Consider the following 19,706-nt stretch of genomic DNA (forward strand, 5'->3'; position numbering starts at 1 on the left):
GAGTTTACGTCGTCGCCGCGACAGCGGGTCAGACAAATGCGGATGTGGCGCAGTGGTAGCGCATCACCTTGCCAAGGTGAGGGTCGCGAGTTCGAATCTCGTCATCCGCTCGAGTGTGGTGTTCTCCGGAACGTCACGACTCACCAGAGGGTATCCCACCGTTCGGGTACTCACGGAGACGTGAACCTCGATGGTGGGGTGGCCGAGAGGCTAGGCAGCGGCCTGCAAAGCCGTCCACGCGGGTTCGAATCCCGTCCCCACCTCCAGTTCCACACTCCTCTGGGCGATTGGCGCAGCGGTAGCGCGCTTCCCTGACACGGAAGAGGTCACTGGTTCGATCCCAGTATCGCCCACCACAGACGAAAGCCCCCGGGAAACCGGGGGCTTTCGTCGTTCCGTCCCTTCGAGGACGCTCACGCCAGGATGCGGTTCCCCTGCCGGTCGCCCGGTCGTTCCCGTCTACGGTTGCCCCATGTCCGACGTCGGTGCGCCCCGGCCGCTCTCCCGGGTGACGGTCTCGGTGATCTGGGCGCTCGCGGCCGTGTTCAACGCGGCGTTCGTCGCCTTCTTCACGTTGTACACGGAGGCTGATGACTGGGCTGTCGACCGCTCGGAGTCGACCGGTGCGTTCGACCCGTCGCAGTTGCTCCCGCACGACGCTGCGCTCTGGGTGGTCGCGCACGCCGCGCTCGGACTCCTCGTCGTGCTCGACGGAGTGGGCATCGCGCTCTCCGTGCGATGTCTCCGGGTCCGGGCTGGTCGGTCGGGCCGCGCTCCCGTGCGAGTCGAGCGGTAGGGAGTCGGCCGGATCAGGCGAGACCGATGCAGTGCGCCAGCACGGCCTGCTGCACCGGCAGCAGCGACCCCTTGAACCCGTGCCCGACGAAGGCCGGGTGTGCCACGGCGTCCGCGCTGACCTCCCGCCCGCGCACGAACGGCGGACACGGGGCGAAGCGGACGCCGGCCGGTGCGGTGTCGAGCAGGTCCGCCGTGACCCGGAACGGCTCGAGCGCCTCGGCATGCCGACCGGGCCCGTCGGTGATGACGACGTCAGCGGTCCGGATCGCGGTCGCGAGGTCGTCCGTCCACGCGGCTCCGGGGGTCGCGAGGTCGGCGGGGCAGCACTGCACCAGGTCGAGCTGCAGGACGCGGGCGGCCTCCTGCCATGCCCGGGCGATGTTGCCGTCGGCGCCCACGAAACGGAAGCGCAGCGTGCCGAGGTCGCGCTGCTCCCGCCGCAGGGCGTACAGGTCGGACAGCACCTCGCACGGGTGGTTCTCGTCGGTCATCGCGTTCACGACGGGGAGTGCTCCGGCACCCGCGAGGCCCTCGACGACGGCGAGGTCGTGGTGGCGGACGACGAGGACGTCCGCCCACGAGGCCAGGTAGCCGGCGACGTCCGAGAGCGCCTCGGGCTTGTCGAGCGTGGTGTCCGGGAAGACGATCGGCTGCAGCCCCATCGTCGCGGCACCGCGCTCGAACGTGACCCGCGTGCGCAGGCTGGTCGCGGGGAAGAACATCACCGCAGAGCCGTCGGTCGTCGGCCCCTGACCGGTGCGGTACGCGTCCGCGAGGGCGAAGACCTCCTCGACCTCGTCTGCCGTCCAGTCGTCGAGCCGGGTCAGGGAGCGCATCGCACCAGCCTAGGGAACGGCGCGAGCCCCACGGCACGAGCCGACCGGGACGCCGCGTCGTTCAGGACTCGCCGAGCGCGGACAGCACATGGTGCCGGACGTCGGGTGCACCGTCGGCGTACCGGTCGACCAGGACGGTGCGCATCCCTGCGGCCCGGCCCCCGGCGACGTCGTTGACCGGGTCGTCACCGACGAAGAGGCACGCCGACGCGGGCACCCCCAGTGCCTCGGCGAGTGCGTGGAAGGCTCCCTCGTCGGGCTTCTGCACGCCGATGCGCTCCGAGATGCACACCGCGTCGAGGGCGGTGTCGAGTCCGGTCGCGGCCAGCTTCTCGGACTGCTGCGCGGCGGACCCGTTCGTCAGCAGCCCGAGGCGGTAGCCGCGCGTCCGGAGCTCGCGGAGCAGCGGCGCAACGTCCGGGAACGCACGCCAGGCGGCGCGGTAGGCGTCGAGGTACCGCTCGAACACGCAGTCCAGAGCGTCGGGGTCGCGGGGGAGCACGATCCCGAGCGGGGGCAGGACGGTCCGGAGCCGCTCGCGCCGCTGCTCCTGGAAGCCGATCTCGCCGGAACGCCAGCGCTCGAAGTGCTCGTCCTCGGCGGCGGACCAGGCGTCGAGCACCGACGGGGTGACGGTGACGCCCAGCCCGGTGAGGAACTGCTCCGCGCCGGTGCGGGCCGCGCCCCGGTGGTCGAAGAGGGTTCCGTCGAGGTCGAACCCGACCGCTCGCGAAGGTGCCACGCGGCCAGGCTACGGCGTGTCCCGGCGACCGTACGATGGCGGGGATGGACATCTCGCAGCGCCCCGGTACCCCCGACGACGTGGAGTGGATCGCGGAGCTCCGGGCCGAGGTGCTCCGAGCCGACCTCCGCCGACTCGGCCGGTACGACGACGTGCGCGTCCGGGAGCGGCTGCGGCGCGGGTTCCTGCCCGACAGCACGCGGGTCATCGTGGTCGACGGTGCCGACGTCGGCTCCGTCACGGTCCGGGTCGACGGCAGCGACCGGTGGATCGAGCACCTGTACCTCGCGCCGCACCTGCAGGGGCGCGGCATCGGGTCGTCGGTGCTGCGGACCGTGCTGGCCGAGCCGCACGCCGGGGACACGCGGCTCATCGTGCTGCAGGGGAGTGCGGCACAGCGGCTCTACGAGCGGCACGGGTTCGTCCGTGACCACGAGGACGACGTCGACGTGGTGATGGTGCGTCCCGGCGACCCGGACCCCGTCACGTCGGCGTACTCGCGTCGCGCCGTCGAGTACATCGAGCACCTGGGGTCGATGACGTCCGTCCACGCGGCCGACGAGGCGCTGGTGACGGCGTGGGCGTCGACCGTCGACGGACCCCTGCTCGACGCCGGGTGCGGCCCCGGACACTGGACCGCACAGCTCGCCTCGCTCGGTCACGACGCACGGGGTGTGGACCGGGTCCCGGAGTTCGTCGCCCACGCCCGGCAGGCGCACCCGGGCATCCCGTTCGCGGTCGCGGACGTCGACGCGCTCCCCGACGAGCCGGAGAGCCTCGGAGGCATCCTGGCCTGGTACTCGTTGATCCACCACGACCCGGCTGCCCTGCGACGTCCGCTCGAGGAGTTCGCGCGGGTCCTCCGCCCCGGCGGCCGGCTGCTCGTCGGGTTCCCCACCGGACCGGACGTGGAGCCGTTCGACCACGCGGTCACCACCGCCCACCGGTGGTCGGTGGACCGCCTGGCAGCAGCGGTCTCCGCAGCGGGCTTCGACGTCGTCGAGACGGTCACCCGGGACGCCGACGACGCGACCCCGCGGCCGCACGGAGCGATCTCCGCGCGGCGTCACGACCGACCGGTCGCCGTCACCACCCCGGGACCTCGACGCGCACGGAACTGATCCGACCGGCCCGGGTCCGTGCCGTCACGGCGGGGTCGTAGCTGTCGGCGGTCGCGAGGTAGAGCGTGCGCCCGTCCTCGCCGCCGAGCGCGCAGTCGATCGCACACCGACCCGGGGCCTCGATGCGGTCCGTCACCGTGCCGCCTTCGACGACCCGCAAGAACTCGCCCGTGTCGACGGAGCAGACCCAGACCGCGCCGTCGCGGTCGACGGTGCTGCCGTCCGGCGTGGTGCCGGCGGGGAGCGCCGCCCACTCGCGTCGTCCGGTCAGGGAACCGTCGGGCTCGATGTCGAACGCCGTCAGACGACCGCCCCACGTCTCGCTGACCACGAGCGTGCGGGTCCCCGGGAGGACGTTCGCACTGTTCGGGAAGACGAGACCGTCCGCGGCGAGGCGGTGCGACCCGTCGGTGTCGATCACCCAGAGCGGGCCGGGGCGGAGCTCCTCACCGCCGTAGAGGTCGTAGCCGAAGGCGCCGATGTAGGTGCGGCCGGTCGCGTCGTCGACGACCAGGTCGTTGAGCAGCGAGGACTCGACCCCGGACAGGTCGGCGAACACCTCGGCCGCGCCGTCCTCGCCCACGGCCACGACCGTGCGGGACTCCATCGCGCTGACGATCAACCGGCCGTCGGGCAGCCACCCGAGGCCCGAGGACTGCCCGTCCACCGTGGCCTCAAGCCGGGGCTGCGCGCCCGGGCCGGTGCGCAGCGAGAACACCTCGCCCGTGTGCATGTCGGAGTACCAGAGCCTGCCGTCGTGCCACCGGTTGCCCTCGGGGAACCGGATGTCGGTGACGACGTCGGTCGCGGTCGTGGAGTCGAGTGTGATGTGCACCGACCCAGCCTCTCAGAGCTCGCCGGGAGGCCCCGACTGCCAGCGGACCCACGCCTCGAGCTGCGCCTTCGCGCTCTCGAGACTGGTGTGGAAGCCGGTCATGTCGCCGTCCCGCAGCCGCACGACGTACCGCGACCCGAAGACCACCGTGCCGATCACGACGGAGCCGCACCGCGCCTCCCAGGTCCGCGGATCGACCGCCGCCCAGCGGACGTCGTCGGTCTCGGCGTGCTCGGTGCTGGAGAGGGAGGTCATGGTGCTTCCGGTCGCTGGACGATGGGATCGTTCCGGCGGCCGTGGGCTGGGGTCACCTGGCTCGACGGTAGTCCTCGGCGGCTGGGCGGCGGACGCCCCGGCTCAGGCCATCCGGTCGAGCCAGTCGCGGAACAGTGCCGCCGCGACGGCCGGACGTTCCAGGTGGGCGTTGTGCCCCGCCGCGTCGAGCACGGCGTACGTCGCGCGGGGGTAGTGGTCGCGCAGCGCCCAGCCGTCCTCGTACCCGACCACGTCGTCCTGACGGCCGAAGAGGTGCAGTGTCGGTGCAGTGAACGGATCGGGGTGGAGCGCCTCGGGTTCGGTGCGCAGCGCGTAGTCGGACGCGATCCGGTCGACCACGGCCTGGTCGGCGGCGCGCAGGCCGGGGAGCACGGACTGTTCGTACGCCTCGAGCGTCGCGGTGGTCTGGACGACGCTGAGCGCGGCGAAGTCGTCGCGGGCAGCACCGGGCTCGGCCGCGGCGACCACGGCCGGATCGGGGAGGACGACCTGTCGCGGGGGCACTCGTCGGCGTGCGTGGTCCGGTTCGACGACGCCGACGATCGTGGCGAGGCCGAGCACCTGGCTGCGGAGCTCGTGCGCGACGGAGCGCGCGACCATGCCGCCGAACGAGTTGCCGACGATCGCGAACGGCTCGTCGCCCAGGTGCGCACGGACCGCTTCCCGGACGGCGTCGGCGACGTCCTGCGCGCTCGAGGCCGAGGGGTCGTACCCCGGCGACTCGCGGACCCACGGCAGGTCGAGGTGGACCCAGCGCCACGGCGCGTCCGCGACGGCGTGCTCGAGGGGGAGCAGGATGCGGTGGTCGATGCCGAAGCCGTGCACGGCGACGAGCGGGCGACCCTGACCGGTGGTGCGTGTGATCACGCCCGGACCCTAGCGGGGACCGCCGACGGTCACGGGGCCCGGAAGCGCTCGACCACCGGGCAGGCGAACGGATCGCTCGCCGCCAGGCCGACCTCGTTCAGGTACCGCACGACGATCACGTAGGAGTGCACGAGGGTCGTCTCGGTGTACGGCACCCCCTGCTCGTCGCAGTACCGGCGGACGAGGTTCCGCGCCGCACGGAGGTTCGGCCGGGCCATGCTCGGGAAGAGGTGGTGTTCGACCTGGTGGTTCAACCCGCCCATGAAGAACTCGACCCACCGCCCGCCGCTGATGTCGCGGGAGGTCAGCACCTGGCGGGAGAGGAAGTCGACCCGGCGTCCGGCCTCGATGATCGGCATGCCCTTGTGGTTCGGCGCGAACGCGATCCCCATGCAGAACCCGAACACCGCCAGCTGGACCCCGAGGAACGCGAACGCAATGCCGATCGGCAGGACCCAGAAGACCGCGCCGACGTAGAGCACGAAGCGTCCGGCGAAGACGGACCCCTCGGCCCAGCGGTGCTTGACGGCGCCGCGTCCCGTGTAGGTGCGGATCGACTGCCAGTGCAGGTTCGCGCCCTCGACGAGGAGCATCGGGAAGAATGCCCACCCCTGCACCCGGACGAGGACGTGCAGGAAGCCGGTGCGGCTCCGCGCGTCCTCCGCCCGGAACGAGATCGCGTCGAACGAGATGTCCGGGTCCTTGCCGACCGTGTTCGGGTTCGCGTGGTGCCGGGTGTGCTTGTTCATCCACCAGGCGTAGCTGATGCCGGTCAGGAACGTGCCGACGTACCGTGCGGCACGGTCGTTCCAGTCGTGACTGGCGAAGACCTGCCGGTGTGCGGCCTCGTGCGAGAGGAACGCGAACTGGGTGAAGAGCAGTCCGAGCACCCCCGCGACGACGAGCTGCCACCACGAGCCGCCGAGCACGGCGAACGCGGTGCCCGTGGCGACGAGCAGCGCCGTGAGGACGGCGACGAGCCCCCAGTACCAGCCGGTCCGACGACCGAGGAGTCCGGCGGTGCGGACCTGGGCGAGCAGCGCGGTGTAGGTCGACGTCGTGTCGGGCCGGCCGTCGCGCGGTGTGGTCTTCCGGTAGCCGACCGGTGCGGTCGTGTCGTCGACCATGGTGTCCTCCTGGGTGCAGCGGTGACGCTGTAACCGGGGACCGGGGCTACGTGGTGTCCTGCACGCTACGCGGAGCGACCTGCGCGGCTCAGGGGATGACGAGTCGCCGCTCCACGACCGCGCGCGCGACGTCGGCGAGCAGCTCCTGGTTGGACCGCGCGTGGGCGCGCAGCTTCGCGAAGGCCTGGTCCATGTCGATCCGGTGCGTCTGGGCGAGGAAGCCCTTCGCCTGCTCGATGACGATCCGGCTGTCGAGCGCGCGCTGGAGCTGCTGCTGCGCCAGGTTGGCGTGTTCGAGCGACCGCTGCTGCAGGATGCTGATCGTGGCCACGTCCGTGAGCGCCTGGGCGGCGAGGGCGTCGTCGCGGTTCAGGGCGCCCTCGGTCTCGCGGAACAGGTTGAGCGACCCGAGCGTGGTGTCGCGGAGGCGCATCGGGATGGCGTGGACCGAGGCGTAGCCGGACTCGGCCGAGGCCGCGGCGAACGTCGGCCACCGACGTTCCATCTCGGCGTGGTCGCGCACCGAGACCGGGCGCCCGGTGGCGAAGCACTCCACGCAGGGGCCCTCGCCGGCGTCGAGCTGCAGGAGTCCGAGGAAGCTCGACCGGTCGCTCGTGGACGCGAGGACCTCGAGCTCCTGCGACTGGTTGACGAGCAGGATGCCGGCGGCGGACGCGTCGAAGATGTCGACGACGCTGTCGACGAGGTTCTGCAGGAGTTCGACCACGTCGTAGTCGTCGACGAGGATGTCGGTCAGGGCGACGAAGGTGTCGACGAGTCGGTGCTCGCGGGTCGGTGCCATGGTTCGTACTCCCTAGGTCTCGGAACCGTACGGCCGGGCGAGGTCGAGTCGGCGTTCGATGATGTCCGCGGCGACGTCGCGGACGGTGCGTTCGGTGGCGTACGCGTGGGCCTGCAGGACGAGCAGGGCGTCCTGGACGCTGATGCCGAGCTGGGCTGCGACCATACCGGTGGCCTGGTGCACCTCTCGCCTCGAGTATCGTCCGGGCTCCATGTCCGCGCGCCCGTCGGCGGCAGCGGCGAGCAGGGCGTCCCGGAGGACACGCCGAGCGGCGACCGTGCTCAGCTCGATCGCCCCCTGGACCTGCCCGCGGGTCAGGGTCCGTTCCTCGCCCACCGTGAGGTCGACGGCACCGACGGGGATCGTGCCGATGCGCATCGGGAAGGAGAAGAGCGCACCGACCCCGGCACGGAGGAGTTCCTCGAGTGCGACGGGCCAGGTCGCGGTCGTCGTGGCGGTGAGATCGGCCTCGAGGACGGGGCGTCGGGTCTCGAGCGCCTGCCAGCAGGGTCCCTCGCCGAGGTCGAGTTGGATCTCGTCGACCCGCTCCGCCATCGCGTCACTCGCGCACACCGTCATCGAGCCCAACGGGTCGCCGAGCGTCGAGATGCCGACGCTCGTCACGGGGAGGGTGGCGAGGAAGGGCGGGCACAGGTCGGTACCCTCCGGCGCGGCCTGCATGGCGGCCGCTGCAGCAGCGAATTGATCCATGGGTGACACCGTTCTCGGTCGTCCGCCGTCGTGCGATCCGTCGCACGGTCCATCCGGCCGTCGATGCATTGTCCGTTTTCCGAGACCCTAGTGCACCCGTGCTGCGTCCGGGACGAAGCGGATGCGTTCCGCTGCCCGTGTCACGTCCTGCGCTCGGGCCGTCCGGTCGTCGAAGTCGGCCCGTGCGGCGTCCCGCGCGACCTCCTTCTCGGCCAGCGACGCGCGGCTGACGGTGTCGACGATCGTCGCGACGGCGGTGGCGAGGCCGCGTTCGAGCTGCCCGAGGTTCGTGTGCCCGATCACCAGGCGGCGGTCCTGGACGTCGAGCGTCACGTCGGGGTACCCGGCTGCGGCGAGCCGGGCGTGTCCGTCGGCACCGCGCAGCGCCGTGGTCTCGGTGGCGTCTGGTCGACGGTTGAAGACTGCCGGGACGTCGTAGTACTTCGCTGCCGCGGGGCTGCCGAGTTCGCTGGGGAGGCCGGAGGCCACCACGCTCGTGAGTGCGAGGGGTGTCGTGGCCGCCTCGGATGGGTTCGTCATGGGGTCTCCCTCGGCGGTTCCCCAGGGTGACCGAGGGGTTCCGCGGTCCACCCTGGTGACACCGTGCCGTCAGTGTGGGGCCACCCGATGTGCACGCTCCCAGCCGGCGTGGAGGTCGCGGAGCAGCGCGACCTCGGCTGCGTGGTGCACGAGCTCGTCGACGACGTGCAGGACGAACGAGAGCCGACTGTCGGCGCCGTACGGACCCGCGACCGGGCCGAGGGGCTCGGACGCCGAGTCGCCGAGCCCACGGGCCAGCGCGGCGAAGCGGGCGGCGGCTTCGCAGACGGCGGCGACTGCCGCATCCGCCGACGCCGCGGGGACGGGTGCCGCCTCGTCGGACGGTCCGGCGCCGAGGAACTCCCGGTTGCGCGGTTCGTCGAGCGTCTCGGCGATGTGGTCGAGCCGCCAGCGGATCGACACGCGCGGTTCGTCCCCGATCGGCTCCCAGGCCCACTCGTCGTCGGTCAGGCCCGCGACGCGGTCCAGGAGGCGCGTGGTGGCGTACTCGAAGAGGGCGACGACGTCCTCCAGAGCGGTGGTCACTGCTCAGCCGACCGGCCGGTAGATCGCGATCGGGGGCGCCTGGTCGTCGCCGTCGTCGTGGCTCTCGCCGGAGGACAGCCAGGTCCGGCCCTCGTGCTCGATCGTCGTCGGCAGGTCGCCGTGCACGAGGATCCGCGCCGCTGGTTCGTCGCCGTCGACGAGGTCCACACCGTGGGCCTCGGTACCGCCGGGGTTGTCGTGCACGTAGCTCATGGTGTGATCGAACTCCCTCGGCCTGGTAGTGTTCTCGTGTACGCGGATGTGGCGCAGTGGTAGCGCATCACCTTGCCAAGGTGAGGGTCGCGAGTTCGAATCTCGTCATCCGCTCGGAACTGCGAAGGCCCCGGTCACTCGACCGGGGCCTTCGTCGTCCGGGCTGGTGGCCGGATCCGGTCCGTGGGGCGCAGGCTTCGGGTGCCCGCGCCCCTCGGACGCGCGGGCCACCGTGCCCTCACGAGCGCCGGCGGATGGGTGGTCCGGTCGGCGCCCATCGGGTGATCCGGAGCGGCGCCCCGTCCGGATGGGTCGGATCCCGGACCGTGCGGTTTCCCGCACGGATCCCGCATCTCCTCGCACATGCTCGGCGTGTCGCTTGCACTCCGCCCGGATGGACGCCGTCAGTCGGCGTCGAGTGCCACCCGTGCACCAGGGATGCCGACCCACGGTCCGCCCGGGGCGCCGACGACCGTGACGAGCACGTCGTCGCAGTGCGGGCACCGCGCGACGAAGCCCATCGGGCTGGCGTGCACCCGGGTGCCCGCGAGCGCCCCGACCGTCCTGCACCCCGAGCACCGGAGCGCGGCCACCGTGGGGTCCGAGCCGAGGAACCCGATGAGCACCCCGGCCAACGCGTTGCCGTCGAGCACGGTCATGCGCTGCCTCCGAACCGCTCGGCGCGGACGTCGGTCGTGTCGTGCCCGAGCTCGCCGAGCCACGTCAGCACCTGTTCGACGAACGGCGTCGACCCACAGACGTACACGAGGGCGCCGGCGTCCGGCGGGAACACCGCTGCGGCCACGGCGTCCCGGGTGAGTCGGCCGGCCGGGACCGCAGCACCGTCCGGGGCACGGCGGCTGTACACGACGGTGGTGTCGACCCCGGCGGCCTCGGCACGGGCGAGCTCGGTGCGGAAGAACACGTCCTCCGGCGTGCGCACGGCGTAGAGGAGCCGGAACGGTGCGGCGTCACCGGCGTCGGCGTGCGCGCTCGCGATCGCGGCGAGCGGGACGATCCCCGAACCGCCGGCGATGAGCTGCACCGGCCGCTCCGACACGCCCGGGCGCCAGACGAACCACCCGCCGAGCGGTCCGTGCACCTCGAGTGCGTCCCCGACCTGGACGGCGTCCACCAGGAAGGGCGAGACCTCGCCGTCCTCGACCCGGTCGACCGCGAGCACGACCGACGTCGTCGCGCCGGAGGAGGCGATCGAGTAGGAGCGGGACGCCTGGTAGCCGTCCTCGGCGGTGAGGCGGAGGTCGAGGTGCTGGCCGGGGTCGTTGCCCGGCCACGTCGGGACGTCCAGGACGATCCGCCTGGCGTTCGGGGTCTCGGGGGAGACGGCGGCGACCGTCGCGGCGTGCCAGGCCGGCCGCCGCCGGAGGGCAGCCGACGTCGGCGGGGTGATCCGTTCCTCCAGGCCCTCCACCGCGCTCACCAGTACCGCTCTTCCTTCCACGGGTCGCCGTGCAGGTTGTAGCCGGCGTTCTCCCAGAAGCCGGGTTCGTCGTCGGACTGCATGACGATGCCGCGCACCCACTTCGCGCTCTTCCAGAAGTACAGGTGGGGGACCAGCAGGCGTGCGGGACCGCCGTGCTCGGGGGTGAGCGGTTCTCCGTCGGCCTCGAACGCGATCCACGCCTGACCGTCGAGGAGCTCGTCGAGCGGCACGTTCGTCGTGTACCCGCCGAAGCTGTGCACCATGCAGTAGTCCAGCGAGGTCTCGACGTCGGCGAACAGCCGGTCGAGTGGGACACCGCGCCACGACATGTCGAGCTTCGTCCAGTGCGTCACGCAGTGGATGTCGACGGTGACGTCCTCGACGCCGAGCGCCTGCACCTCGTCCCAGGTCCAGCTGTGCAGGCCGGACTCGGTGCGGATCGAGAAGCTCCAGTCGGACGGTTCGATCTCGGGGGTGGCGCCGGCCGACAGCACGGGCCAGTCGCGGACGAGTGTCTGGCCCGGTGGGATGCGCGGGTCGTCGCGGTCGTCACGGCGACCGCCGAAGCCTCGGGTGAACGTCGCCATCGGTGCTCCTCGGTCGCGTGTCCGGCGACCACGCGGGCGCCGCTCTGGTCGATCATCCCGCCTCGCACAGGCGCTCGTGTAACGGGTTGGTAAACGTTCCCGTGCCTCTGGTGCGGCTGCGGGAGACCGCTCGATCGCGGTCACCGTGCGGATCGGGGCCCCATGAGGGCGACCGGCGTCCGTCGCGTCGGGCTTGGCCGGGGACGATCCGCCCTCTATCGTTCACCGGAACGATTACCAGGAGGGGTCACCCCGAATGCAGCCCATCGTCCCCGAACCCCGGAACGCCCGCGGCCCGAGCCGTCGTGCGCTCCTCACCGGCGCCGCCGGACTCGCCGGCCTCGGCCTGCTGACGCTCACCGGGTGCAGCTCCGGCGCCTCGGCCGGCACCACCGACCTTCCCGAGGCCGCGGCCACCGGCACCGCCCGGAGCGGCGGTCGACTCCGGATCGCCCGACCCGCCGCGTCGGCCGCCGAGACCCTCGACTCGGCGAGCTCCCTGTCCGCGTACGAGTACCTCGGCGCGCTCTACAACCGGCTCGTCAAGCTCGACCAGCAGGGCCGGACCGTGCCCGACCTCGCCGAGGAGTGGTCGGCGAACCAGGACGGCACGGAGTGGACCTTCCGCCTCCGCCGGGGCGTGCGCTTCCACGACGGGTCGCGCTTCTCGGCCGACGACGCGATCGCGAGCATCCGGCACATCCTCGACGAGAAGACCGGCAGCCCGCAGGCCGGGGTGCTCGGCGAGGTGATGGACGCCCGCTCGATGACGGCCGTCGACACGTACACGCTGCGGTTCGCCCTCACGAAACCGAACGCGGAGTTCCCGTCGCTGCTCACCGCGTACCAGTGCTACATCGTGCCGGCCGGGGCGATCGCCGACATCGGCCGGACGGGCATCGGGACCGGGCCGTTCCGCCTGTCGTCCTTCACTCCGGCGGGTGCCGGCAGTGTCGAGGCGTTCGACGACCACTTCGCCGGCCGCCCCGCACTCGACGGCATCGACTTCTACTCGATCCAGGACACCACCGCCCGGGTGAACGCCCTGCTCGCGGGGCAGATCGACCTCATCTCGCAGACGAACCTCGACTTCGCGACGGCTCGGGTCGTCGCCGCCTCCGATCGTGCGACCATCGCCCGCTCGAAGAACGCGCAGTGGTACACGATCCCGATGCTCGCCACCTCCGAGGAGTTCCGCGACCCGCGGGTCCGCCAGGCGATGAAGCTCGCCTACGACCCGCGCACGATCGTCGACACCGCCCTGCAGGGCACCGGGTCGCCGGGCTGGGACAACCCCGTGCCGCCGCAGCTCGCCGCCTTCGTGGACGACCACCGCGAGTACGACCCCGACAAGGCGAAGGCGCTGCTCAGGGCCGCCGGTCGGTCGGACCTCCGGGCGTCGATCTACACGTCGAGCTACGAGTCGGTGTTCACCCCGATGGCCGTCGCCTACCGCGACGCCGTCGCGGACGCGGGCATCCGCCTGACGGTGAAGAACGCCAGCTCGGACTCGTACTACACGCAGATCTGGATGCAGAAGCCGCTCATGGTGAGCTACTGGTTCACCGGCCGTCCGATCGACCAGCTGCTCAACCAGATCTTCCGGTCCGGCTCGTCGTACAACGAGAGCGCGTGGTCCAACGAGCGGTTCGACGGGCTGCTCGACGACGCCCGCGCCGAGATGGACGACGCGAAGCGGCTGACCCTGTACCAGGACGCCCAGCGGCTCGTGGTCGAGGACGGCGCGGACATGACCCCGATGTTCGGCGACCGCCTGGTCGGGCTGTCCCGCGACGTCGTGAACTACTCGGAGTACGGCTTCGAGTTCGACTACCTCCGGATCGGACTGCGACGATGACGACGACCACGAGCAAGCCCTCGGACGTCCTCGTCCCCGTCCTCCGTCGGCTCGGCATCGCCGTGCTCACGGTGGTGCTCGCCTCGCTGTTCGTGTTCCTCGCCGTGCAGGCGCTGCCCGGCGACGTCGCGCAGCAGCTGCTCGGGCAGAACGCCACACCCGACGCCGTCAAGCAGCTCCGGGAGTCGCTCGGCCTCGACCAGAACGTCTGGCTCCGGTACCTGCAGTGGCTCGCCGGAGCGGTGCACGGCGACTTCGGCACCTCGCTCGTCAGCGGGGAGCCGGTCGCCCCGACGCTGTTCACGGCGTTCCGCAACAGCATGCTCATCGCCGTCCCCGCGATGGTCGTGGGCGTCACGTTGTCCCTCGCGCTCGGCGTCATCGCCGGGGTCCGCCGCGGCCGTGCGTCCGACCGGGTGATCTCGATCGTCAGCCTCGTCGTGATGAGCGTGCCGGAGTTCATGGTCGCCACCGTGCTCGTGCTGCTCTTCGCGATCGGGCTGCCGCTCTTCCCCGCCGTCGTCCTGCGCGGCAGCGACGCCACGGTCGGCGAGCTCCTGCCGACGATCTGGCTGCCGATCATCGTGCTGACGCTGGCGATGGCCGCGTACATCGTCCGGACCGCCCGTTCCTCGACGATCGACGTGATGGCGTCCGAGTTCGTGACCACCGCGGAGCTGAAGGGCCTGACGATGCGCCGGGTCGTCTGGAAGCACGCGGTCCCGAGCGCGCTCCTGCCGACGCTCAACGTCGTGGCGCTCAACGTGGCCTGGCTGCTCGGCGGCGTGGTCGTCGTCGAGAACGTCTTCAACTACCCGGGCATGGGCAAGCTCATGCTCGAGTCCGTCTTCAACCGCGACCTGCCGACGATCGAGGCGATCGCGCTCCTCAGCGCACTCGTCTACGTCGTGTGCAACCTCGCGGCCGACCTCGTCGCGCTGGTGCTCGACCCGAAGCTCCGAACACGACAGCGACGGGCGCGCACCCGGAGCCGCACCGGCACACGCCCCACCCGGAAGGCAGCAGCATGACCGCCATCGCCCCGCGTTCCCGGAACGTCATCGGCGCAGCCGTCGCCCCCCTGCGCAGCTCCACCGCGCTGGCCATCGGCCTCGGCCTGATCGCGCTGCACCTCGTGCTCGCCGTCCTCGCCCCCGTCATCGCCGGCCACGACCCGGTCGCGACGAACTCCGCCGACGTGCTCGCCGGCCCGACGTGGACGCACTGGCTCGGCACCGACCAGTACGGCCGCGACATCCTGTCCCGGACGCTCAACGGCGGACGCTACGCCCTGCTCGTGACCTTCCTCGCGACGACGATCGCCGTGGCGGTCGGCACCGTCCTCGGCTGCGTCACCGCGTACGCCGACAACTGGTTCGACGAGGTCGTCATGCGGATCGTGGACGCCCTGCTCAGCGTGCCGTCGATCCTCGCGCTCCTCGTCGTCGTCACCGTGTTCGACGCCGGGCTCTGGGTGATCGTCCTCGCCGTGACGATCGTCTACGCGCCCGCCGTGACCCGGGTGGTGCGCGGCGCGGCCCGGACGGTGATCACGCAGGACTACGTCACGGCCGCGCGCGCCCGGGGCGAACGCTCCCTGTCCATCGTGTTCCGCGAGATCCTGCCGAACGTCCTCGACGTGGTCCTCGTCGAGTACGCGATGCGCGCCTCCTGGATCGTGCTGCTCGTGGCGTCGCTGTCGTTCCTCGGCTTCGGTGCGAACCCGCCGACACCGGACTGGGGGCTCATGGTCCAGGAGAACCGGACCGCCCTCACGGTCGTGCCCCTCGGCACGCTCGCGCCCATCGTGGCGCTCGCGACCCTGGTGGTCGGCCTCAACCTCGCGGCCGACGGGCTGAGCAAGTCGCTCGGTGTCGACCGCGCGACGAAGGGAGTCAGCGCGTGAGCATCGTCCAGGTCGACCGCCTCGCGATCTCGTACGCCGCCGGCAAGCGCTCCGTGCCGGTCGTCCGCGGCGTCTCGTTCGCCATCGAGGCGGGCCGCACCCTCGGGCTCGTCGGCGAGTCCGGCAGCGGCAAGTCCACCGTCGCCCGCACCCTGCTCGCGCACCTCCGGACCGGGTCGCGCATCGAGCACGGCACGGTGCACGTCGACGGCGAGGACGTCTTCGCCCTCTCGCCGGCCGGCCGACGGGCGCTCCGTGGCGGCACCGCGTCGGTGGTCGCGCAGAACGCCGGACAGGCACTCACGCCGTCGATGCGCGTCGGCGAGCAGATCCGCGAGGCCCTCCGCGCCCACGGCGAGCCCGACGGTCCCGAGCGCGTGCTCGAGCTCGTCCGGCTCGTGCGGCTGCCGTCGCCGGAGACGATCGTCCGCCGGTACCCGCACCAGCTCTCCGGCGGGCAGCAGCAGCGCGTCGCGATCGCGATGGCCGTGGCCGCGCGCCCCCGCGTGCTCGTCCTCGACGAACCCACCACCGCCCTCGACGTGGTCACGCAGGCCGCCGTGCTCGACCTCGTCGCCGACCTCGGCCGCGAGCTCGGGATGGCCGTCCTGCTCGTCAGCCACGACCTCGGCGTCGTGTCCGCGATGGCCGACGAGATCGCCGTGATGCGCGACGGCGAGGTCGTCGAGCACGCCGAGACGGCGGCGCTCTTCGCCGCCCCGCAGCACGAGTACACGCGTGCCCTGCTGGCCGCGGTGCCGGACGGGCGCCGGCCAGGAGGAACGGACCACGTGCCCGAGACGGCGTCCGTCTCGTCGACGGTCGCCTCCTGGGCCGGCCGGACCGTTGGTCTCCCCACCGGCACGGCCGGCCCGCCGCTGGCGCGTCGCGCCGGAACCGGCGGCGTGGGCCCAGAACCGCTCGTCCGTCCCGTGGTGACCGCCGAGGACCTGGTGATCCGCTACGGGCGCGGCCTGCCGGCCGCCGTCGACGGCGTCTCGTTCACGGTCGCGCCGCGCGAGACGCTCGCCGTCGTGGGGGAGTCCGGCAGCGGCAAGTCGACGCTCGCGACGGCCCTGGCCGGCCTGGTGCCGGCCGAGTCGGGCACGTTCTCGTTCGACGACGGGACCGTGAGCGGAGACCTGCGCGAGCCGATCGCCGGACGGTCCCCGGACCTCCGTCGTGCGGTGCAGCTCGTGTTCCAGAACGCCGACACCTCGCTGAACCCCCGCCGGACCGTCGGGGCCGCCATCGCGCGGCCGCTGAAGCTGTTCACCGGGTCCTCGTCGCGCGAGCGGGTCGGGGAACTGCTCTCCCAGGTCGGCCTCGGGCCGGAGTTCGCGGACCGGCTGCCGGCGCAGCTCTCCGGCGGGCAGCGGCAGCGTGTCGGGATCGCCCGGGCCCTCGCCGCCGAGCCGCGCCTGGTCATCGCCGACGAGATCACGACCGCGCTCGACGTGCAGGTGCAGGCGGGGATCCTCGCGCTGCTCGCCGACCTGCAGCGCGAGCGCGGGCTGAGTTGCCTGTTCATCAGCCACGACCTCGCGGTGGTGCGGGGTGTGGCCGATCGCGTCGCCGTGATGACCGGCGGGCGCATCGTCGAGATCGGCCCGACCGAGGCCGTGTTCGGCGGCCCGAACCACCCGTACACGGCGACGCTCCTCGCGGCGACGCTCGAACCCGGCAGCACCGAGCTGCCCGACGTCGGCGACGGCGTGCCGCGGTGGCGCGAGGCTCCGGGGTGGACCGACCGCGGCGACGGACACCTGACCCGGAACTGGGAGGACGCATGACCGGCTTCACCGCACTCGGGGTGGACCCGGCCCTGCCCGACGGCGTGACCGTCCGCGACGAGTGGATCCCGATGCCCGACGGCGTCCGGTTGCACACGAGGATCTGGTCCCCGGCGGCACCCGACGGCCCCGTGCCGGTGCTGCTCGAGTACCTGCCCTACCGGCTCGACGACTGGACCGCGCCGCGGGACTCCGAGCGGCACCCCTGGTACGCGCAGCACGGGTACGCCTCGGTGCGGGTGGACATCCGCGGCACCGGCTCGTCGGACGGGTTCTTCGACGACGAGTACAGCGAGCAGGAACTCCGCGACGGCGAGGCCGTGATCGCGTGGCTCGCCGCACAGGAGTGGTCGACGGGCGCCGTCGGGATGTTCGGCATCTCGTGGGGCGGGTTCAACGCGCTGCAGCTCGCGGCCCGCGCACCCGAGGCACTGAAGGCGATCGTGACGGTGTGCTCGACCGACGACCGGTACGACAACGACGTGCACTACGTCGGCGGTGCGGTGCTCGGGATCGACATGGCGGCGTGGGGTGCGACGATGTTCGCGTTCAACTCGCGGCCGCCGCGGCCCGAGGTGGTCGGCTCCGGCTGGGTCGACCGGTGGCGTGACCGCCTCGACGCGAACCGCCCGATGACGCCCGTGTGGCTGTCCCACCAGGAGCGCGACGACTACTGGCGGCACGGCAGCGCCGCGGAGGAGTACGGGAACATCGGCGCCGCGGTCCTCGCGGTCGGCGGCTGGGCCGACCCGTACCGCGACGCCGTGCTCCGGCTCGTGGCCAACGTGGACGCCCCGGTCAAGGGGATCGTCGGACCGTGGTCGCACCAGTACCCCGACCGGGGGCTCGCGCCCGGGCCGTCGATCGGCTTCCTGCAGGAGACCCTGCGGTGGTGGGACCGCTGGCTGCGCGGGGTCGACACCGGCGTCGAGCAGGAGCCCGCGCTCCGGGCCTGGATCAACGAGGGCGAGCCGCCGGCGACCCACTACGAGACGCGCCGCGGCCGGTGGGTCGGTGCCGAGGCCTGGCCGTCGTCCGCCACCGTGTCCCGCACGGTTCCCCTCGCCGGGGTCCGCGGCGGCGCGGACGGCGCGGTCGTCGTCCGGTCGCCGCAGCACACCGGTGCCGACGCCGGACGCTTCTTCCCGTTCGGCAACGCCACCGACCTGCCGCCGGACCAGCGCGCCGAGGACGGCCGCTCGGTCTGCTTCGACCTGCCGCTCGACGAGCCGGTCGACGTGCTCGGCACCGTCCTCGTCCACCTCGCCGTGACGAGCGATCAACCCCGGGCCACCGTGACCGTGCGCCTGTGCGACGTCGCGCCGGACGGGTCGTCGACCCTCGTCACCCGGGGTGTGCTCAACGCCGCGAAACGCGACGGGATGGACCGGGACGACCCGCTCGAACCCGGCGCCGCGGCATCACTGCCGGTCCGGCTCGTGTCGACCGGTCACCGGTTCGCCGCGGGACACCGGCTCCGGATCGCCGTGTCGACGTCGTACTGGCCGTGGGTCTGGCCGCACGGCGTCGCACCGACCGTCACGATCGACCCCGCCGCCTCACGCGTGGAGCTCCCGGTCTGGACACGCGCCACCGACGACGGCGTGCGGTTCGAGCAGCCGGAGCGCTCCGAGCCGCTCGCGATCGAACGGGTCGCGCCGACCGAGGTCCTGCCGCAGCGCACCGTCACGCACGACGTCGAGTCGGGGGAGTGGACGCTCGACGTCGACCCCGGGTACGGCGGCGGACGCGTGTACCCGGACGGGCTCGTCTTCAGCGAGGACGCCCGCGAGACCTACCGCATCCGGTCCGACGACTCGACCAGTGCCAGCGCGACGTCCCGCTGGTCGATCGGCCTGGCGAAGCCGGAGTGGGCCGCGCGGCTCGAGACCGCCTCCGAGGTCACCGCGGACGCCGACGCCTTCCACGTCCGGAACACCGTGCGGGCCTGGGCCCGGGACGGTGGTCCCGACGTCGCCGAGGTGCTCGTCGCCGAGCACACGTTCGTCGACGTGGTGCCGAGGACCTCGGCGTGAGCGGGCCGGAGCAGACACGGGTCCGGCAGCGTCCCGAGGTCCGGCGGGCGATGATCGTCGAGGCGGCACGTGCCGTGATCGTCCGGAACGGCGTCGGGGCGACGGGCCTGCGGGACATCGCCGCCGAGGCGGACGTCTCGGTCGGGACCGTCACGTACCACTTCGGCAGCGTCGCGGAGATCCTCAACGAGGTCGTCGTGCTCGAGACGGAACGCTTCTACGGGGCGATCGTCGCCGCCGTCGACGCGGAGCCGGACCCCGTCGCCGGCATCCGCATGCTCGTGGAACCGCTCTTCGGGGACACCGAGCAGGTGCGGCAGCACTGGCGGATCTGGTCGGACTACTGGACGGCGGTCGTGCGGCGGCCCGAGGTCGCTGCGGAGTACGCCGAGCGGATCCGCGTGTGGGAAGCCTGCCTGGTCCGGGTCGTCCGTCGGGGCGTCGAGGCGGGGGAGTTCACGCCCGCGGAGTCGCCCGAGGTCGTGGCGCTCAAGCTCGCGGCGTACAGCGACGGGGTGGCGACGCAGATCGCGCAGGGGGTACCGGACCTGACCAACACGGTCGCCCTGTCCTGGATGTGGACATTCCTCGCCCACGAACTCGGTGTGGCACCTGCGCGTCTCGGGGGAACCGCCGCGACGCCCTTGTGATGAGGTAAGGCTTGCCTT

The 19,706-nt window shown here is 72.3% G+C and carries 22 protein-coding genes and 4 tRNA genes; 12 read left to right on the forward strand and 14 right to left on the reverse strand.

Features of this window, described 5'->3' with window-relative positions; all coding sequences use genetic code 11:
• Window positions 1–38: 38 nt before the first annotated feature.
• The 4 genes from BIV03_RS03180 (at window position 39) to BIV03_RS03195 (ending at window position 796) form a co-directional block, all read left to right on the forward strand.
• Window positions 39–110: transfer RNA gene (locus tag BIV03_RS03180), tRNA-Gly, on the forward strand.
• Window positions 111–192: 82 nt separating this feature from the next.
• A tRNA-Cys gene (locus BIV03_RS03185) sits at window positions 193–266 on the forward strand.
• Between the two features lie 15 nt (window positions 267–281).
• Window positions 282–356: transfer RNA gene (locus tag BIV03_RS03190), tRNA-Val, on the forward strand.
• Between the two features lie 116 nt (window positions 357–472).
• A complete protein-coding gene (locus BIV03_RS03195; RefSeq protein ID WP_071294632.1) occupies window positions 473–796 on the forward strand; it encodes a hypothetical protein in 324 nt (107 codons plus the stop codon).
• 13 nt (window positions 797–809) lie between these two features.
• Here the strand turns inward: BIV03_RS03195 and BIV03_RS03200 are convergent, their stop codons facing one another.
• On the reverse strand, window positions 810–1,634 hold the full coding sequence (locus BIV03_RS03200) for an ornithine carbamoyltransferase (protein ID WP_071294633.1): 825 nt from the start codon (window positions 1,632–1,634) through the stop codon (window positions 810–812).
• A 61-nt stretch (window positions 1,635–1,695) separates the two neighbouring features.
• On the reverse strand, window positions 1,696–2,376 hold the full coding sequence (locus tag BIV03_RS03205; protein WP_071294634.1) for an HAD family hydrolase: 681 nt from the start codon (window positions 2,374–2,376) through the stop codon (window positions 1,696–1,698).
• A gap of 44 nt (window positions 2,377–2,420) precedes the next feature.
• Here BIV03_RS03205 and BIV03_RS20280 point away from each other — a divergent pair, with 44 nt between their 5' ends.
• Window positions 2,421–3,497, forward strand: a complete 1,077-nt coding sequence (locus tag BIV03_RS20280; protein ID WP_083403171.1) for a GNAT family N-acetyltransferase — start codon at window positions 2,421–2,423, stop codon at window positions 3,495–3,497.
• Here BIV03_RS20280 and BIV03_RS03215 read toward each other — a convergent pair.
• From BIV03_RS03215 to BIV03_RS03255, 9 genes are all read right to left on the reverse strand, one after another.
• Window positions 3,463–4,332 (reverse strand): SMP-30/gluconolactonase/LRE family protein, encoded by an 870-nt coding sequence (locus BIV03_RS03215; RefSeq protein ID WP_083403172.1) that lies wholly within the window; start codon window positions 4,330–4,332, stop codon window positions 3,463–3,465. The two genes, BIV03_RS20280 and BIV03_RS03215, sit on opposite strands and share 35 nt — an antisense overlap.
• Window positions 4,333–4,344: 12 nt before the next feature.
• Complete coding sequence (locus BIV03_RS03220; protein ID WP_071294635.1) at window positions 4,345–4,587, reverse strand: hypothetical protein; 243 nt, start codon at window positions 4,585–4,587, stop codon at window positions 4,345–4,347.
• A gap of 102 nt (window positions 4,588–4,689) precedes the next feature.
• Complete coding sequence (locus tag BIV03_RS03225) at window positions 4,690–5,475, reverse strand: alpha/beta fold hydrolase (protein ID WP_071294636.1); 786 nt, start codon at window positions 5,473–5,475, stop codon at window positions 4,690–4,692.
• 29 nt (window positions 5,476–5,504) lie between these two features.
• Window positions 5,505–6,602 (reverse strand): acyl-CoA desaturase, encoded by a 1,098-nt coding sequence (locus BIV03_RS03230; RefSeq protein WP_071294637.1) that lies wholly within the window; start codon window positions 6,600–6,602, stop codon window positions 5,505–5,507.
• A gap of 88 nt (window positions 6,603–6,690) precedes the next feature.
• Window positions 6,691–7,404, reverse strand: coding sequence for a GAF and ANTAR domain-containing protein (locus BIV03_RS03235; RefSeq protein ID WP_071294638.1), 714 nt, complete (start codon window positions 7,402–7,404; stop codon window positions 6,691–6,693).
• Window positions 7,405–7,416: 12 nt separating this feature from the next.
• On the reverse strand, window positions 7,417–8,115 hold the full coding sequence (locus BIV03_RS03240; protein WP_083403173.1) for a GAF and ANTAR domain-containing protein: 699 nt from the start codon (window positions 8,113–8,115) through the stop codon (window positions 7,417–7,419).
• An 87-nt stretch (window positions 8,116–8,202) separates the two neighbouring features.
• The gene (locus tag BIV03_RS03245) at window positions 8,203–8,655 is read right to left on the reverse strand and encodes a hypothetical protein (protein WP_071294640.1); all 453 of its coding nucleotides are present in this window, start codon (window positions 8,653–8,655) and stop codon (window positions 8,203–8,205) included.
• A 69-nt stretch (window positions 8,656–8,724) separates the two neighbouring features.
• Window positions 8,725–9,201: a DinB family protein gene (locus BIV03_RS03250; RefSeq protein WP_071294641.1), complete on the reverse strand. Its 477-nt coding sequence runs from the start codon at window positions 9,199–9,201 to the stop codon at window positions 8,725–8,727.
• 3 nt (window positions 9,202–9,204) lie between these two features.
• Window positions 9,205–9,414: a hypothetical protein gene (locus BIV03_RS03255; RefSeq protein WP_070418928.1), complete on the reverse strand. Its 210-nt coding sequence runs from the start codon at window positions 9,412–9,414 to the stop codon at window positions 9,205–9,207.
• A gap of 42 nt (window positions 9,415–9,456) precedes the next feature.
• Here BIV03_RS03255 and BIV03_RS03260 point away from each other — a divergent pair.
• Window positions 9,457–9,528, forward strand: a tRNA-Gly gene (locus BIV03_RS03260).
• Between the two features lie 290 nt (window positions 9,529–9,818).
• Here BIV03_RS03260 and BIV03_RS03265 read toward each other — a convergent pair.
• The 3 genes from BIV03_RS03265 to BIV03_RS03275 are packed head-to-tail and all read right to left on the reverse strand — an operon-like array spanning window position 9,819 to window position 11,445.
• Window positions 9,819–10,073 carry a DUF6510 family protein gene (locus BIV03_RS03265; RefSeq protein WP_071294642.1) on the reverse strand — a complete coding sequence of 85 codons (255 nt, stop codon included), beginning with the start codon at window positions 10,071–10,073 and terminating at the stop codon, window positions 9,819–9,821.
• Window positions 10,070–10,855 (reverse strand): FAD-binding oxidoreductase, encoded by a 786-nt coding sequence (locus BIV03_RS03270; protein WP_254790704.1) that lies wholly within the window; start codon window positions 10,853–10,855, stop codon window positions 10,070–10,072. The genes BIV03_RS03265 and BIV03_RS03270 overlap by 4 nt, the downstream gene beginning before the upstream one ends.
• Window positions 10,852–11,445 carry a molybdopterin-dependent oxidoreductase gene (locus BIV03_RS03275; RefSeq protein ID WP_071294643.1) on the reverse strand — a complete coding sequence of 198 codons (594 nt, stop codon included), beginning with the start codon at window positions 11,443–11,445 and terminating at the stop codon, window positions 10,852–10,854. Before BIV03_RS03275 ends, BIV03_RS03270 begins: the two co-directional genes overlap by 4 nt.
• Before the next feature lie 256 nt (window positions 11,446–11,701).
• Between BIV03_RS03275 and BIV03_RS03280 the strand changes: the two genes are divergently transcribed.
• Genes BIV03_RS03280 through BIV03_RS03305 form a run of 6 tightly spaced genes read left to right on the forward strand, consistent with a single transcriptional unit; the run spans window position 11,702 to window position 19,688 of the window.
• Entirely contained in the window at window positions 11,702–13,303 is a 1,602-nt protein-coding gene (locus BIV03_RS03280; RefSeq protein ID WP_071294644.1) for an ABC transporter substrate-binding protein, read from the forward strand.
• Window positions 13,300–14,334: an ABC transporter permease gene (locus tag BIV03_RS03285; RefSeq protein WP_071294645.1), complete on the forward strand. Its 1,035-nt coding sequence runs from the start codon at window positions 13,300–13,302 to the stop codon at window positions 14,332–14,334. Before BIV03_RS03280 ends, BIV03_RS03285 begins: the two co-directional genes overlap by 4 nt.
• Window positions 14,331–15,209, forward strand: a complete 879-nt coding sequence (locus BIV03_RS03290) for an ABC transporter permease (protein ID WP_071294646.1) — start codon at window positions 14,331–14,333, stop codon at window positions 15,207–15,209. The genes BIV03_RS03285 and BIV03_RS03290 overlap by 4 nt, the downstream gene beginning before the upstream one ends.
• The gene (locus tag BIV03_RS03295; protein ID WP_071294647.1) at window positions 15,206–17,002 is read left to right on the forward strand and encodes an ABC transporter ATP-binding protein; all 1,797 of its coding nucleotides are present in this window, start codon (window positions 15,206–15,208) and stop codon (window positions 17,000–17,002) included. The genes BIV03_RS03290 and BIV03_RS03295 overlap by 4 nt, the downstream gene beginning before the upstream one ends.
• Complete coding sequence (locus BIV03_RS03300; RefSeq protein ID WP_071294648.1) at window positions 16,999–19,038, forward strand: CocE/NonD family hydrolase; 2,040 nt, start codon at window positions 16,999–17,001, stop codon at window positions 19,036–19,038. The genes BIV03_RS03295 and BIV03_RS03300 overlap by 4 nt, the downstream gene beginning before the upstream one ends.
• Entirely contained in the window at window positions 19,035–19,688 is a 654-nt protein-coding gene (locus tag BIV03_RS03305; protein WP_254790708.1) for a TetR/AcrR family transcriptional regulator, read from the forward strand. Before BIV03_RS03300 ends, BIV03_RS03305 begins: the two co-directional genes overlap by 4 nt.
• Window positions 19,689–19,706 lie beyond the last annotated feature (18 nt).

The organism is Curtobacterium sp. MCBA15_016, from assembly GCF_001865105.1.
GTDB lineage: Bacteria > Actinomycetota > Actinomycetes > Actinomycetales > Microbacteriaceae > Curtobacterium.